The sequence below is a fragment of the Primorskyibacter flagellatus genome, assembly GCF_014638275.1.
Lineage (GTDB): Bacteria > Pseudomonadota > Alphaproteobacteria > Rhodobacterales > Rhodobacteraceae > Pseudooceanicola > Pseudooceanicola flagellatus_A.
On sequence record NZ_BMFJ01000001.1, the window covers coordinates 498,788 to 513,075 of the forward strand.

13 protein-coding genes and 1 tRNA gene are annotated in these 14,288 nt (G+C 67.1%); 7 read left to right on the forward strand and 7 right to left on the reverse strand.

Features of this window, described 5'->3' with window-relative positions; translation table 11 throughout:
- Positions 1 to 198: 198 nt before the first annotated feature.
- Both IEV87_RS02475 and lipB read right to left on the reverse strand, forming a co-directional pair.
- Positions 199 to 615, reverse strand: coding sequence for a c-type cytochrome (locus IEV87_RS02475; RefSeq protein WP_188476045.1), 417 nt, complete (start codon positions 613 to 615; stop codon positions 199 to 201).
- 27 nt (positions 616 to 642) lie between these two features.
- On the reverse strand, positions 643 to 1,362 hold the full coding sequence (gene lipB, locus IEV87_RS02480) for a lipoyl(octanoyl) transferase LipB (RefSeq protein WP_188476046.1): 720 nt from the start codon (positions 1,360 to 1,362) through the stop codon (positions 643 to 645).
- A gap of 182 nt (positions 1,363 to 1,544) precedes the next feature.
- Between lipB and IEV87_RS02485 the strand changes: the two genes are divergently transcribed.
- The 3 genes from IEV87_RS02485 (at position 1,545) to IEV87_RS02495 (ending at position 4,214) form a co-directional block, all read left to right on the forward strand.
- Positions 1,545 to 3,179, forward strand: a complete 1,635-nt coding sequence (locus IEV87_RS02485) for a peptidoglycan-binding domain-containing protein (RefSeq protein WP_188476047.1) — start codon at positions 1,545 to 1,547, stop codon at positions 3,177 to 3,179.
- 135 nt (positions 3,180 to 3,314) lie between these two features.
- A tRNA-Leu gene (locus tag IEV87_RS02490) sits at positions 3,315 to 3,401 on the forward strand.
- 447 nt (positions 3,402 to 3,848) lie between these two features.
- A complete protein-coding gene (locus tag IEV87_RS02495) occupies positions 3,849 to 4,214 on the forward strand; it encodes a PRC-barrel domain-containing protein (protein WP_188476048.1) in 366 nt (121 codons plus the stop codon).
- A 53-nt stretch (positions 4,215 to 4,267) separates the two neighbouring features.
- Here the strand turns inward: IEV87_RS02495 and IEV87_RS02500 are convergent, their stop codons facing one another.
- Genes IEV87_RS02500 through IEV87_RS02515 form a run of 4 tightly spaced genes read right to left on the reverse strand, consistent with a single transcriptional unit; the run spans position 4,268 to position 8,183 of the window.
- Positions 4,268 to 4,999: a proteasome-type protease gene (locus IEV87_RS02500; protein WP_188476049.1), complete on the reverse strand. Its 732-nt coding sequence runs from the start codon at positions 4,997 to 4,999 to the stop codon at positions 4,268 to 4,270.
- A 15-nt stretch (positions 5,000 to 5,014) separates the two neighbouring features.
- Complete coding sequence (locus tag IEV87_RS02505) at positions 5,015 to 5,815, reverse strand: transglutaminase family protein (RefSeq protein WP_188476050.1); 801 nt, start codon at positions 5,813 to 5,815, stop codon at positions 5,015 to 5,017.
- A 2-nt stretch (positions 5,816 to 5,817) separates the two neighbouring features.
- On the reverse strand, positions 5,818 to 6,759 hold the full coding sequence (locus IEV87_RS02510; protein ID WP_188476051.1) for an alpha-E domain-containing protein: 942 nt from the start codon (positions 6,757 to 6,759) through the stop codon (positions 5,818 to 5,820).
- Positions 6,759 to 8,183: a circularly permuted type 2 ATP-grasp protein gene (locus tag IEV87_RS02515; RefSeq protein WP_188476052.1), complete on the reverse strand. Its 1,425-nt coding sequence runs from the start codon at positions 8,181 to 8,183 to the stop codon at positions 6,759 to 6,761. The genes IEV87_RS02510 and IEV87_RS02515 overlap by 1 nt, the downstream gene beginning before the upstream one ends.
- Positions 8,184 to 8,433: 250 nt before the next feature.
- Here IEV87_RS02515 and selD point away from each other — a divergent pair, with 250 nt between their 5' ends.
- Complete coding sequence (selD, locus tag IEV87_RS02520) at positions 8,434 to 10,581, forward strand: selenide, water dikinase SelD (protein WP_188476053.1); 2,148 nt, start codon at positions 8,434 to 8,436, stop codon at positions 10,579 to 10,581.
- Here selD and mnmH read toward each other — a convergent pair.
- A complete protein-coding gene (gene mnmH / locus IEV87_RS02525) occupies positions 10,578 to 11,624 on the reverse strand; it encodes a tRNA 2-selenouridine(34) synthase MnmH (protein ID WP_188476054.1) in 1,047 nt (348 codons plus the stop codon). The two genes, selD and mnmH, sit on opposite strands and share 4 nt — an antisense overlap.
- A 120-nt stretch (positions 11,625 to 11,744) precedes the next feature.
- Between mnmH and modA the strand changes: the two genes are divergently transcribed.
- The 3 genes from modA to modC are packed head-to-tail and all read left to right on the forward strand — an operon-like array spanning position 11,745 to position 14,268.
- The gene (gene modA / locus IEV87_RS02530; RefSeq protein WP_188476055.1) at positions 11,745 to 12,500 is read left to right on the forward strand and encodes a molybdate ABC transporter substrate-binding protein; all 756 of its coding nucleotides are present in this window, start codon (positions 11,745 to 11,747) and stop codon (positions 12,498 to 12,500) included.
- Between the two features lie 5 nt (positions 12,501 to 12,505).
- Complete coding sequence (gene modB / locus IEV87_RS02535; protein WP_188478326.1) at positions 12,506 to 13,201, forward strand: molybdate ABC transporter permease subunit; 696 nt, start codon at positions 12,506 to 12,508, stop codon at positions 13,199 to 13,201.
- A complete protein-coding gene (modC, locus tag IEV87_RS02540; protein ID WP_188476056.1) occupies positions 13,198 to 14,268 on the forward strand; it encodes a molybdenum ABC transporter ATP-binding protein in 1,071 nt (356 codons plus the stop codon). Before modB ends, modC begins: the two co-directional genes overlap by 4 nt.
- Positions 14,269 to 14,288: the final 20 nt, after the last annotated feature.

The window sequence follows — 14,288 nt, forward strand, 5'->3', positions numbered from 1 at the left end:
GACGAGAACCGGTGTCGCGGCCTGCGCCCCGCCCGATACGGTCGCGTGGCGGACTGGGCAGCGCCTGTCCGCGGACAGGCGCTTCTTACGAGCCAGTTCTACGATTGAACGGTGGACTGCCACGACGATAAAGTGGCGACCGGGTAGGTTGCCGCGCCTCTCCGCGGACAGGCGCCGCCCTTCGGTTCCGCGGGATACCTACTCGGAAAACGTCGCGAGGTAGGCCGCCACGTCTTCCGCGCCCTTGGCCATCTTGAAGGTCATCTTTGACTTGGCCGACTTGTCATCCAGCGTCGCCTGCAGGAAGGCCTTCGGGTCGGCGATGTATTCGGCCAGTTTCGCCTGATCCCAGACCAGTCCCGCCTCACCCGCCGCGACGATGTCGTCGCCGTACTTGAACCCTTCGTAGGTGCCCGCGGTGCGGCCGACCACGCCATAGAGGTTCGGGCCGGTCTTGCCGCCCTTCACCAGATTCTCGTCGGACGAGGAAATGGAGTGGCAGGACTTGCACTTGCGAAACTCCTTCTCGCCATTTGCGGCGTCGCCGTCCGCCAGCGCGGGCAGGGCGACGGAGATCAGGGCGAGGGAAAGGGCGGGGATCACGTGGCTGGTCATTGGATATCCTTCAATGAGTTGGCGCGTTCATCCCGTTTCTAACCGATCGCCGGACTCCGCGACAGCATCCGGAGGAAGGTGAATTGTCGCATGCGGGGTGTCGCCGAAAACCTCTGCGAAACGGGCGGCGAGGGCGGCGTCGAGATCCTCCATCGTCACCGGCAGGCCGAGGTCGACAAGGCTGGTCACGCCATGGCCGGTGATGCCGCAGGGGACGATGCCGTCGAAATGCGACAGCTCGGGCTCCACGTTGACGGAAATGCCGTGGAAGCTGACCCATTTGCGCAGGCGGATGCCGATGGCGGCGATCTTGTCCTCGCGCGGGGTGCCGTCGGGCAGGGGGGGCTTGCCGGGGCGGGCGACCCAGACGCCGACCCGGCCATCGCGGATTTCGCCGCGGATGTTGAAGCTGTCGAGCGTTGCGATGACCCAGTGTTCCAGCTGCTGCACGAAACGGCGCACGTCCTTCCCGCGCCGGTTCAGGTCGAGCATGACATAGACCACGCGCTGACCGGGGCCATGATAGGTGTACTGCCCGCCGCGCCGGGTCTCGTGCACCGGGAAGCGTCCGGGATCGGTCAGGTCCTGCGGCTTCGCAGAGGTCCCCGCAGTGTAGAGCGGGGGGTGTTCGAGCAGCCAGATCGCCTCGTTCGCGCGGCCCTCTGAAATGGCGGCGGCGCGTCGTTCCATCCAGGCGACGGCGTCGGTGTAGGGGGTCAGGCCGGGGGTGATGATCCAGTCGGGCATGGGCGAAGGGGGCCGGAACGCAGGGAAATCCGCGCCCAGACCTATGCGCCGGAACGGGCAGATGCAACGGGTCGGGAATACCTGACCCTGATGCGCATCAAAAACGCTTCGTGAATCGAGGGAGTCGGGTTTACGCTACGTCTCAGCATTCAAGATATTTTCATCAGGGAACACGAAGGGACATGAATATGAGACGTCATGGCATTCCGGCATTGCTCGCCGCCACCATCCTCGTCACCACGCCGGTCGCGGCACTTGCCGACAGTCTCGGCGCCGCCATCGTCGGCGGGATCATCGGCGGGGCGATCGTCAATTCGGCCAAGCCACAGAAGAAGGTCTATGTCCAGCGCAAGACCAGCCCGAGCGTTTCCAGCGCCTCGCGCAACCAGAACCGGGAAGTGCAGACCTCGCTCAACTACTTCGGGTTCAACGCGGGGACGCCGGACGGGGTTCTCGGCTCGCGGTCGCGGGCGGCGGTGTCGCAGTACCAGGCGCATCTTGGCTATCCGGCCACCGGGCACCTGACCGAATTCGAACGGCAGTTCCTCGTGACCTCATACAACCGCGCGCAGATCGGCGGCCCGGATGTCATCAAGGCGATGCAGCGCAATCCGCAGGGCGTGAAGGGTCTGCTTGTGGTATGGCAGAAGGAACAGATGGGCGGATCGCGCCAGTTCGCCGGCCATTCCGGAATGGGCTACGCCGGCCTGCCGATCGAGGTGTCGGACGCGGTGGACGAAATCGCGCAAAGCTCCGAACCCTCGGCCGAACAGCTGCTGCAGCGCGCCGGGTTCATCCAGACCGCCGACCTGAACCAGGACGGCAAGAACGACTACATCATCGACACGTCGGTCACCGGGTCGACCTTCTGGTGCGGTCAGACCGAATGCGCGACGCTGCTGTTCGCCTCCACCGCGGACGGCTACCAGCGCAAGCAGTTCATGTACCGGCTGAACGACACCCGCACCAACAAGATCACCACGGCGGATTTCCAGTGCGACTATGCCGGGTGCAAGATGAACGACCCGATGCTGGCCTCCGCGGCAGCGCCGGCTCCGGCGGCGGGTGCGACAACGATGGCGGCGGCCGCCCCGTCGCTGCCGGGCATCGCGGCTATCCCGATGACGGGCGCGGCGGCGGCTCCGCAGACCTCGCTCGCCAGCTACTGCAACAAGGTCAACGTGCTCACCAGTTCCAACGGCGGCTACGTGACGGCGGCAAGCATGACGGACCCGTCCTTCGCGCTTGGCGAACAGCTTTGCCTGACTCGGACCTACGCCATCGCGCGGGGTGAGGAGATGATGAAGCAGGTCGCCGGCATGACGGTCGAACAGGTGGACGCCCAGTGCGACGCCTTCGGCCCCGCGCTCGCGCCCTATGTCGCGTCGCTGGCCACCGGATCGGCGGCCGAGGTGGCGGGGCAGGTGCAGAAGTTCGCGCTGACCGCCAACATGACGCTGGACCAGCTGAAGTCGACCGGGGCGATCTGCCTCTACTCCGGCTACCGCCGCGACAAGCTGGACGTGGCCACCGGCGCGGCCCTGCTGCTGGTCGGCGCAGGTGACACACCCTATGCAGAGACCGTCGGCCATCACATGGCGCAGGGTTTCGGTGTGGCCGAGGACATGGACCGCGCGACCCAGTGGTACGACATGGCGATCACCGCGCTCGACGGCGGCGCGGCACCGGTCTACGCCCCGGGCCAGGCCGACCGGGTCGAGGTGCTGAAAGCCGCGGTCATGGGCGGTAGCCCGGTGCAGCCGATGGCCACGCCGCAGCCCGCCGGCCTGCCGACCTTCGAGCTGAAGAAGCCCTGAGAACAACGGCCTGCGGGTCGAGACCCACGCCGCTCCGGTTCCCGGGGCGGCGTTTTTCATTTCCTGCGACGGGGGCGATTTTTGCGCTTCACATTGGCGGTAGGGGTCGATATACGCCCGTCACCACCAGACAGTGCGGTCGTGGCGGAATTGGTAGACGCGCAGCGTTGAGGTCGCTGTTCCTTAACCGGAGTGGAAGTTCGAGTCTTCTCGACCGCACCAAAATACTTTCCGAAGGAAAGTGGCCAACTTCATAACAGCAGGATTGAACGGCAGCGGTTTCGCGAGAACCGCGCGAACTGCCCCGGCTCGAGTGCTGTTCGCCATGGTGTACATAAGCATTTCCATTGCTAAAGCAGCGAGATTCAAGCCATTGGGATCTTTTGCGTCCGGTGTTCCGCCAGAACCACCGGGAGCCGGCACCTTTTGCCATGCAGGTCCCGGTTGCGGCGACTGACCGGTACGTAGTCTCACCTTCCCGGGCAGTAACACAGGCCGGATGCCGCTCATCACCTGTCGTCAGTTCACGTATCGGCGGAGGTTCGCATACCTCGGTAGCTCCAGTTTACAGGATGCCGATCTTTGCTCTGTCAAGCTCCGAGAGGCCGGAACAGCCGTCCCTCAACCGGCGTTTCCAAATCGGACTGTCATGATCAGGAGGAGACAGACATGACGACTGCTACAGCAACCCGCGCACCATCCGGGCTTGTGTCTTCGGACAACGTCAACGGCACCGACGTCTACGGCCGGGACGGGTCCCATGTGGGGCATATCGACCATCTGATGATCGACAAGACCTCGGGCAATGTCGCCTATGCGGTGATGGGGTTCGGCGGTTTCCTCGGCATCGGGGAAGAGCACCATCCGATCCCGTGGCAGAAGCTTCGCTATGACACGACCAAGGACGGTTACGTCACCGACCTGACGGAAGAGCAGGTTCGCGGCGCGCCGGCGCGCAGCGACCGGTGGTATGCCGATCGCGACTGGGAAGAACGCACGCACCAGCACTATGGCGTCCCGACCTACTGGTTGTGACCTGAACACGGAAAGACCCCGGCCAGCGCCGGGGTCTTTTCAAAATGACGGGGTCAGCCCAGTTCGAACGTCGGCAGACGGGTCAGCGCGGTCTTGAGCGCATCGCCCCAGCCTTCGGAGACGGTGGCGAAGTAGGGGTCTTCCTTTTCGATCCGGCCTTCGTGGCCGGTCTCGTAGCTGTCGGCCTCGTAGAGATGGTAGTCGAAGGGCAGGCCGACCGTGAGGTTCGCCTTCAGCGTCGAATCGAAGCTGACGAGCAACAGGCGCATGGCCTCCTCAAAGCTCATGTCGGGTTCGTAGGCGCGCACGAGGATGGGACGGCCATATTTCATCTCACCGATCTGGAAGAAGGGGGTGTCGTCTCCGGCCTCGATGAAGTTGCCTTCGGGATAGATCAGGAAGAGACGGGTCGGACCGCCCTTGATCTGGCCGCCGAGGATGATCGTGGCCGAGAAGGCGGAGGCCTGCTGGCCGCTCGCCGTGTGCTTGGCGATCACGTCCTTCAGCGTATCCGCGATGATGCGGGCGGCCTGGAACATCGACGGCGCCGCAAGGATCGAAGGATTGCGGTCGTCGGGTGCTTTGTTGCGTTCGTCGAGGATGGAGATCACCGCCTGCGTCGTCGCCAGGTTGCCGGCGGTCATGACGGTCATCACCCGGTCGCCGGGGACGGTCCAGTGATGCATCTTCCGGAAAGTCGAGATGTTGTCGAGCCCCGCATTGGTGCGGGTGTCGGACATGAAGACAAGTCCCCGATTGAGAACCATACCCACGCAATAGGTCATTGCCGCGCGGCGCCTTTACTGCTGTTGTGCCACCTCGATCTGCACGGTCAGGTCCTCGTCCGTTCCGCCGATCCTTGTGCCAGTTACAGGCGCAGCCTCGGAATAGTCCAGTCCTGTCGCGACACGGACATATCTTGTGTCGGGACAGATGCAATTTGACACATCGAAGCCGACCCAGCCCAGCCCCTGCAGGTGGACCTCGGCCCAGGCATGCATGGCATCCTGATCGGTCCGGTCGTCCATCAGCAGGTACCCCGAGACGTAGCGCGCGGGCAGCTTCAGTTCGCGGGCGCAGGCGATGAAGACATGGGCGTGGTCCTGGCAGACTCCGCGCCCCTCGGTCGCGGCGGTTTCGGCGGTCCAGTCGGGCTCCGACGCGCCAATTTCGTAGGTCACAGCTTCCCCGATCACCGACATCAGCGCGTGCATGCGGTCGAGATCGCTGTCGCCCTCGGCCTGCCGGGCAAGGCGGCGGAGGTTCGGACCGGGCTTCGTGCGTTCCGTCTGGCGGGTGTAGAGCCAGAGCGGTGCGGGGCCGATATTCTTGCCCAGAACACCGTTGTTGTCCGAGACATCGACCACTCCGGCGCAGGTGATCGTCACCTCGCTCACGTCGCGATCAAGCGAGATCAGGTCGACCTGGTTGCGATGCTGGTCGGTGAAGGACAGCTGTTTCGACGCGCCCGCGACCTCGATCGACCAGTCGGTTACGGTCTGGTTGTAGGTCGCCTTGGGCGTCATGCGCAGTTGTTGCAGGCCGGTGTGGACCGGATCCGCGAAACGGTAGCGCGTGGTGTGGGAGATTTTCAAAAGCATGGCTATTCGTAGAAGCGGTAGTCGATCTCGATCTGGGAGCCCAGGTCGTGCAGCAGGGACAGCACGGTCTGGATATACTGGTGCAGACCTTGATCTATTATCGCCTCGATGTCCCGCGAAAGATATTCGTCAGTCAGTTTCGCCACTTTCGCGCATGAGTCCGGCCGGGTGCCGTAATCCTTCGCGAGATGGTTGATGTTGTCGCGGATCTTTCCGACGCAGAACGCGAGGCTGCGCGGCATGCGTCCGTCGAGGATCAGGAAGTAGGCGATGTCCTCGGGGTTGTACTGGTTGCCGTAGACCAGGCGGAACCCGCCGCGGGCAGAGACGGAGCGCAGGATGGTTTCCCATTGCACGTTGTCGATGGAGGAGCCGACAGACATGACCGAAGGCAGCAGCACGTAGTATTTCGTGTCGAGAATCCGCGCGGTGTTGTCTGCGCGTTCCAGGAAGGTGCCGATCCGGGCGAAATTGTAGATGTCGTTGCGCAGCATCGTGCCGTGGGTCGCGCCCCGCACCAGAGCCGTGCCCTGACGAATTTCACCCAGCACCTTGGGCAGGTCGCGTTCGTTGACCTTGCGCGACAGCAGTTCCCTGGCGCGCATGTAGCAGCCATTCATCGCCTCCCACACCTCGTGGGTGAGGGCGGTGCGGACGAGCCGGGCGTTCTGGCGCGCGCCCTCGATCGACATCAGGACGGAGGAGGCGTTCGCCTTGGACCGCAGCATCCAGTCGAGCGCGGCGTCCTTGCTCATTTCCTCTCCGGTTGCCTCGAACCCGCCAAGGACGCCGGCAGTCTGCATCATGGACCGCCACTCGCCCTCGGAGGAGCCGAGCCGGGTCAGGGCCATGCGCTGCCCGGTTTCGACAAACCGCGAGGTGTTTTCGGCGCGTTCCAGATAGCGGTACATCCAGAACAGTCCGTTTGCCGTCTTGCCGAGCATCAGTCCTCCAGCACCCAGGTGTCCTTGGTTCCGCCGCCCTGGGAGGAGTTTACCACCAGGGAGCCCTTCTTCAGCGCCACGCGGGTGAGGCCGCCGGGCGTGATGTTGATCTTGTCGGGGCTGACAAGGACAAACGGGCGCAGGTCGACGTGACGCGGCGACAGGCCCTTCTGCGAGAACACGGGAACGGTGGAAAGCGCCAGTGTGGGCTGGGCGATGTAGTTGTTCGGCTTGGCCTCGAGCTTCTTGCGGAACTCGGCGATTTCCTTCTTCGACGCGGTCGGGCCGATCAGCATGCCGTAGCCGCCCGATCCGTGGACCTCTTTCACGACGAGGTCGGACAGGTTGTCGAGCACATAGGCCAGGCTGTCTGGTTCGGAGCAGCGCCAGGTCGGGACGTTTTCCAGCAGGGCCTTTTCGCCGGTGTAGAATTCGACGATGTCGGGCATGTAGCTGTAGATCGCCTTGTCGTCGGCGATCCCGGTGCCGGGCGCGTTCGCTATGGTGATGCCACCGGCACGGTAGACGTCCATGATCCCCGGCACGCCAAGCGCGCTGTCCGGGTTGAAGTTCAGCGGATCGAGGAAGTCGTCGTCGACCCGGCGGTAGAGCACGTCGATCGGCTTGTAGCCTTCGGTCGTGCGCATGGCGACGCGGCCGTCGATCACACGAAGGTCATGGCCCTCCACCAGCTCCACGCCCATCTGGTCGGCGAGGAAGGCGTGTTCGAAATAGGCGGAGTTGTAGATGCCGGGGGTGAGCACCGCGACGGTCGGGGAGGACCCGGCCATGGAGGGCGCGCAGGCGGAGAGGGAGGAGCGCAGGTCGGACGGATAATTCTCGACCCGCTGGACGCGGTTGCGGGCGAACAGCTCCGGGAACATCTGGAGCATGGTTTCCCGGTTTTCCAGCATGTAGCTGACGCCGGACGGAGTGCGGGCGTTGTCTTCGAGCACGTAGAACTGGTTGTCGTCGGTGCGGACAAGGTCGATGCCGACGATGTGGGTGTAGACCCCGCCGGGCGGTTTCACCCCGACCATCTGCGGAAGGAAGGCGTCGTTGCCGGCGATCATCCGTTCAGGCAGACGACCCGCCTTGATGATCTCCTGCCCGTGGTAAATGTCGTGCAGGAAGGCGTTGATGGCGCGCACCCGCTGTTCGATCCCCTTGGACAGACGCTGCCATTCGAGACCCGAGATGATGCGGGGAACGATGTCGAAGGGGATCAGCCGCTCCTCGGCCTCGGCGCGGCCGTAGACGTTGAAGGTGATGCCGGTGAGGCGGAACAGATCCTCTGCCTCGCGCTGCTTGGCGCGGAGGCGCGCGGGCTCTTCTCCGTCAAACCATTCCTTGAAAAGGCCGTATGGTGGGCGCAGGGACTCTTCGCGCCCCCACATCTCGTCGAAGATTTGATTCTTGTCCATGAAGACAACCCTAGAGCGGCGTTGCGGTTTCGCAAAATCGAGACTGGCCGAAACCTGAGGTCAAGGTAACACGGAGTGCATCGAAATCCATCTTTTGCTATTCAACCGCCTGTTTTTTCGGCGAGAGCCGGGCGGGCGGACCTGGGACGGGCCGGTCGCGGGACGGGCTGAGGGGCGGCACGCGCCATGGACCCGGACCGGCCTTCGCGCTAGCAGGACAAGCTGAGTGACACCGTCCGGAGACGCGACAATGCAGACCCAGATCCCACTGACGCGCGACATCGTCCTGATCGGCGGCGGTCATGCACATGCGCTGGTGCTGCGGATGTGGGGGATGCGCCGGGTGCCGGGGGTGCGGCTGACGCTGATCGACCCGCAGCCTGTCGCGACTTACACCGGCATGCTGCCCGGCCTTGTCGCGGGACATTATACCGAGGAGGAGACGGGCATCGATCTCGTCCGGCTCTGCCGGTTCGCCGGGGCGCGGATGGTGCTGGGCGCGGTGACCGGGATGGACCTGGCCGCGCGGCGGATCACGGTCGGCGGGCGGGAAATCGGTTATGACGTCGCCTCCGTCGACATCGGGATCACGGGGGACCTGCCGGCGGTCGAGGGGTTCGCGGCGCATGGCGTGCCCGTGAAGCCCTTTGGCCGGTTCATGGCGGGCTGGTCCGGGTTCCTGTCGCGCGGCGGCGGGGCGGTGACGGTGATCGGTGGCGGACTTGGCGGGGTGGAACTGGCGCTGGCGATGCGGCACCGGCTCGGCCCCTCCGGTTCGGTGCAGATCGTGGCGGGGGACGGGATCGCCGGGGCGGGTGCGGCGCTGTCGGCGCGGTTGCGGGCTGAACTGGACCGGGGCGGCGTCGCCCTGGTCGAGGGGCGCGTGGTGGCGGTGGACGCGGGGGGCGTGACGCTGGCGGACGGTCAGAGGCTCCGCGCGGATCTTGTCGTCGGTGCGGGCGGGGCGACGCCGCACGGCTGGCCCGCCACGACGGACCTGCCGCTGAACAACGGGTTCATCCGGGTGAGGGACACGTTGCAGGTCGTTGGCCATGATGAGGTTTTCGCCGCCGGAGACTGCGCGCAACTGACCCATGCGCCGCGCCCCAAGGCCGGGGTCTACGCGGTGCGGGCAGCGCGGGTGCTGGTGGCGAACCTGCGGGCCTCTGTCACCGGAGGGCGGATGCGCCGGTATCATCCGCAGCGCCATTTCCTGCGGCTGGTATCGCTTGGTGACCGGCGCGCGGCGGCCGAGAAATGGCCGGGCCTGCCTCTGGTTCCGGCGGGCGCGGCGGTGTGGCACTGGAAGGACCGGATCGACCGGCGCTTCATGCGGCGCTTCACCGACCTGCCACGGATGGCTGTCGCGGTGCCGGCGGATGCGGCGGAGGGGGTGGCGGAGATCCTCGGTCAGGCGCCGCTCTGTGCAGGCTGCGGGTCGAAGGTCGGTTCGGGTGTGCTGTCGCAGGTTCTGGGCCGGCTGCCGCAGGTGCCTCGAGACGACGTGCTGACCGGGCCGGGGGACGACGCGGGGGTGCTGGCCATCGGCGGCCAGAAACAGGTACTGACCACCGACCACCTGCGCGCTTTTACCGACGATCCCGGCCTGATGGCGCGCATCGCTGCGCAGCACGCCCTTGGCGACGTGCGGGCCATGGGCGCGCAGGCGCAGTCGGCCCTGGCGCAGATCATCCTGCCACGCGCCGCCGATGCCGTGCAGGCGCGGATGATGGAAGAGATCATGACCGCCGCCGGAGAGGTCTTCGCCGCGGAGGGTGCGGTCATCCTGGGCGGGCATTCGACCATGGGCGCCGAACTGACGATCGGTTTCACAGTCACGGGCCTGTGCGACGGCGATCCGGTGACGGTTGGCGGCGCGCGGGCGGGGGACGCGCTGATCCTGACAGGCCGGATCGGATCCGGTGTGCTGCTGGCGGCAGAGATGCAGGGGCGGGCAAAGGGGGCGGATGTCGCCGCACTGTGGTCGGCCATGGCCGGGGGGCAGGGCGCGGCGGCGGAGGCGCTGCGCGGGGCACGCGCGATGACGGATGTAACGGGCTTTGGACTGGCGGGGCACCTGATGGCGATCTGCCGGTCGTCAGGGCTGGGGGCGGAGATCGACCCGGCGTCGGTGCCGGTTTATTCGGGCGCGCTCGAGTTGTCGGAAACCGGCGTACGTTCAACCCTCTACGCGTCGAACCTCTTGGCGGCGCCGGTGTTCGGCCGGACGGACGCGCGGGTCGCGCTGCTGCACGATCCGCAGACGGCGGGCGGTCTGCTGGCGGCCGTGGCGCCGGACCGCGCGGACGGGCTGGTGGCCGATCTTCGTGCGCGCGGCGTAACGGCGGCGGTGATCGGACGGATGACGGAAGGGCCAGTCGGGATCGTGCTGGTCTAAAACCCCTGGGCTTCGACGATCTGCGCGGCGGTCCGGGCGAGGGTCGCGTCCGACAGGTCGGGCAGGGTGTGACACGCAGCGGCGCGGTTCTTGCGGGCTGCGCTTTTGGCGTAGCGGGGGTCGTAGTGGTCGCGCATCAGCCCGGCGGCGAGGGCGGCGAAGTCCTGGTCCCGCGCCTCGGCCTGCCAGGCGGCTATGCGATCGGCGGCGTGATAGGGGCGCAGCTGGTCGATGATCGCCCGCAGCGCCTCCGGATCGGCGGTGAGTTCGGCGTAGGTGTCGATCAGATGCGCGGCGCGCGCCTCCACCGGGGCGGCGATTTCGACGCGCGGCGCGGCCAGCATCGCCTTCCAGACGGACGAGGGGATGAGGATGTCGCCGACCTTGTTGCTCTCCGCCTCCATGTAGACGGGCCGCGCGGGGTCGAGCCGGGTGAGCGCGGCGGCAAGACGGCTTTCGAACATCTTCTGCGCGGGCTGCGGCCCAGCGAGCCCGCCGAACAGCGACCCGCGATGCTCCGCCAGCCCCTCGAGGTCGATCACCTGCGCGCCCGCATCTGCCAGATGCGCCAGCAAGGCGGTCTTGGCGCTGCCGGTGTTGCCGTCGATCAGGACCGGGGCGAAGGGCAGCGGCGTATCGTGTAGCATGGTGGCGACGAGGCGGCGGTAGGCGCGGTAGCCACCCTCGACCGTGTCGGCGCGCCAGCCGATCTGCTTGAGGATCACCGCGAACGATCCCGACCGCTGCCCGCCGCGCCAGCAGTAGACCAGCGGCCGCCAGCCGCCGGGCCGGTCGGCAAGCGGGCCCTCGAGGTGGCGGGCGGCGTTGCGCGACACCAGCGCGGCGCCGATCTTGCGGGCGAGGAAGGGGTCCTGCTGCGTATAGATGGTGCCGACCCGCGCGCGCTCCGCATCATCCAGAACGGGGAGAGAGATCGCGCCGGGCACGTGATCCTCCGCGAATTCCGACGGAGAGCGCACGTCGATCACCTCGTCGTATGGCAGGGCGGTCAGGTCGGAAAGGGCAGAGAGCGTGACGGTCATCGGCTGGCCTGGCTTGGGGCTGAGGCCGGGGTATGCACGCAGTCGTGTAGCATCGCAAGCGGGCCGCTCCATTCTTTCAGCTTGAAAAGAGAGGGCGGCTTGGGTGACATGCGGCCCACGATGCTGCGAATTCTGTGCTCTTTCCTGACCTTGCTGATGCTGGCGCTGCCCGCGCAGGCCGAACGCCTGCTGGTCTTCGCCGCCGCCAGCCTGGCCGGTCCGCTGGACACGGTCGCGAAAGCCTATGGCGAGGAGACCGGGACGGAGGTCGTCGTCTCTTATGCCGGCAGTTCGGCGCTTGCACGTCAGATCGAACAGGGAGCCCCGGCGGATGTGTTCCTGTCGGCCAACCAGGGCTGGATGGATCACCTTGCCGCCATGGGCCATATAGACAACGCGACGCGCGCCGATCTCTGGGGAAACGAACTGGTGCTTGTCGCTTCCGCCCCGGGCCCGGAGGTTGCGCTGACGCCCGAGACCGATCTCATGGCACTGCTGGCCGGGGGGCGGCTTGCGCTGGCGCTGCCCGACGCTGTGCCTGCCGGCATCTATGCGCGTGAGGCGCTGACGACGCTCGGCCTGTGGGACGGGGTCAAGGAATCGCTGGCCCCGGCCGACAACGTCCGGTCCGCCCTTGCGCTGGTGGCCACGGGAGCGGCGCCCTGGGGTGTGGTCTATGCCACCGACGCGCGGGCCGAACCGGCGGTGCATGTCCGCGGCACCTTCCCGGCGGAAAGCCATCCCGCGATCACCTATCCCGGTGCGGTAATCCAGGGCGCGGGTCCTGAGGCGCATGCCTTCCTGTCCTATCTCTCTGCCGCGCCCTCACGCGAAGTCTTCGAAGCGGCAGGGTTCCGCGCGGCGCTGGCCCCTTGACAGCCATGACGACGGTCTGGCCGGGACCCGAGGAATGGGCGGCCGTGCTGCTGTCGCTCAAGGTCGCGTTCTGGGCCACGCTGGTGTCGCTGCCCTTCGGCATAGGCATGGCGCTGCTGCTGGCGCGCGGGCGGTTCCCGGGGCTGGGCCTGCTGAATGTCGCGGTGCATCTGCCGCTGGTGCTGCCGCCGGTGGTGGTCGGCTATCTGCTCTTGCTGGCGCTGTCCCCTGCGGCCCCGCTCGGGTCGGCGCTGGCCTCGGTCGGGGTGGTCTTTGCCTTCCGCTGGACGGGCGCGGCGCTGGCGGCGGCGGTGATGGGCTTTCCCCTGATGGTGCGGGCGATCCGGCTTGCGATCGAGGCGGTCGATCCGGGGCTGGAGCAGGCGGCCGCGACGCTCGGGGCCTCACGCCTGCGGGTCTTTGCGACGGTGACCCTGCCGCTGGCGCTGCCGGGGGTCTTGGCCGGGGCGGTGCTGGCTTTTGCCAAGGCCATGGGGGAATTCGGCGCGACCATCACCTTCGTGTCCAACATCCCCGGCGAGACGCGCACGCTGCCCTCCGCCATCTACGCCTTCCTCCAGCAGCCGGGCGGGGACGGTGCGGCACTGCGGCTGGTCGTGGTCTCCGTCGCGGTGGCGGTGCTGGCGGTGCTGGCGTCGGAATGGCTGGCGCGCCGGATGATGCGGAGGGCGCGGGGATGAGCCTTTCGGTCGACATTGCCACCCGCCTCGGCGCGCTGGACCTTGCGGTTGCATTTGACGCGCCGGAGGGTGTGACCGCGCTTTTCGGCCGCTCCGGCGCGGGGAAGACCAGCGTGGTCAATGCTGTGGCGGGCCTTCTTCATCCCGACCGGGGGCGCGTCGTGCTGAACGGGCGGGTGCTGCTGGACCGCGCGAAGGGCCTATCGGTGCCGGTGCACCGGCGGCGCATCGGCTATGTCTTCCAGGACGCGCGCCTGTTCCCGCATCTGCGCGTGCGCGCCAACCTCCTCTACGGCGCGAAGGACGACGCGCGGCTTGGGCCGATCTGCGACCTGCTGGGTATCGCGGGGTTGCAGGAGCGGCGTCCGGGCGCGCTGTCGGGCGGGGAGAAGGCGCGGGTGGCGATCGGGCGGGCCCTGCTGTCGGGGCCTGAACTGCTGGTGATGGACGAACCGCTCGCCGCGCTGGACCAGGACCGGCGGCAGGACATCCTGCCCTATCTCGAACGGCTGCGCGACGAGGCGGGGCTGCCGATCCTCTACGTCTCGCACGCGGTCGAGGAGATCGCGCGTCTGGCCACCACCCTTGTGCTGATCGAGGAGGGGCGCGTCCTGCGCAGCGGTCCCGCCGCCGCCCTGCTTTCCGCGCCCGACCTCGCGCCGGTGTTCGGCCCGCGCATGGCGGGGGCGGTGCTGCCGGGGCGGATCGTGGCGCATCACGCGGACGGACTGACGGAGGTCGCGGTGTCGGCGGGGCGGCTGTTCCTGCCCGCCGTCGCGGGGGCCGGGGGGCAGCCGCTGCGCATCCGCATCGCCGCGCAGGACGTCATGATCGCGCTCGACCGGCCGGAGCGGGTCTCAGCGCTCAACATCCTGCCGGCCACGGTCACCGCGCTGCATCAGGGGCAGGGACCGGGCGTGATGGTCCAGCTTTCCGCCGGGGAGGACCTGCTGCTGGCCCGCGTCACCCGCCGCTCGGCCGAGGCGTTAGGCCTCGTGCCGGGCCGCGCCTGTCACGTCGTGCTCAAGTCCGTTGCGGTTGCGCCCGGCGGGGTCGGGCAGGGCTGAACCTTTTTCATCTTGTCCGA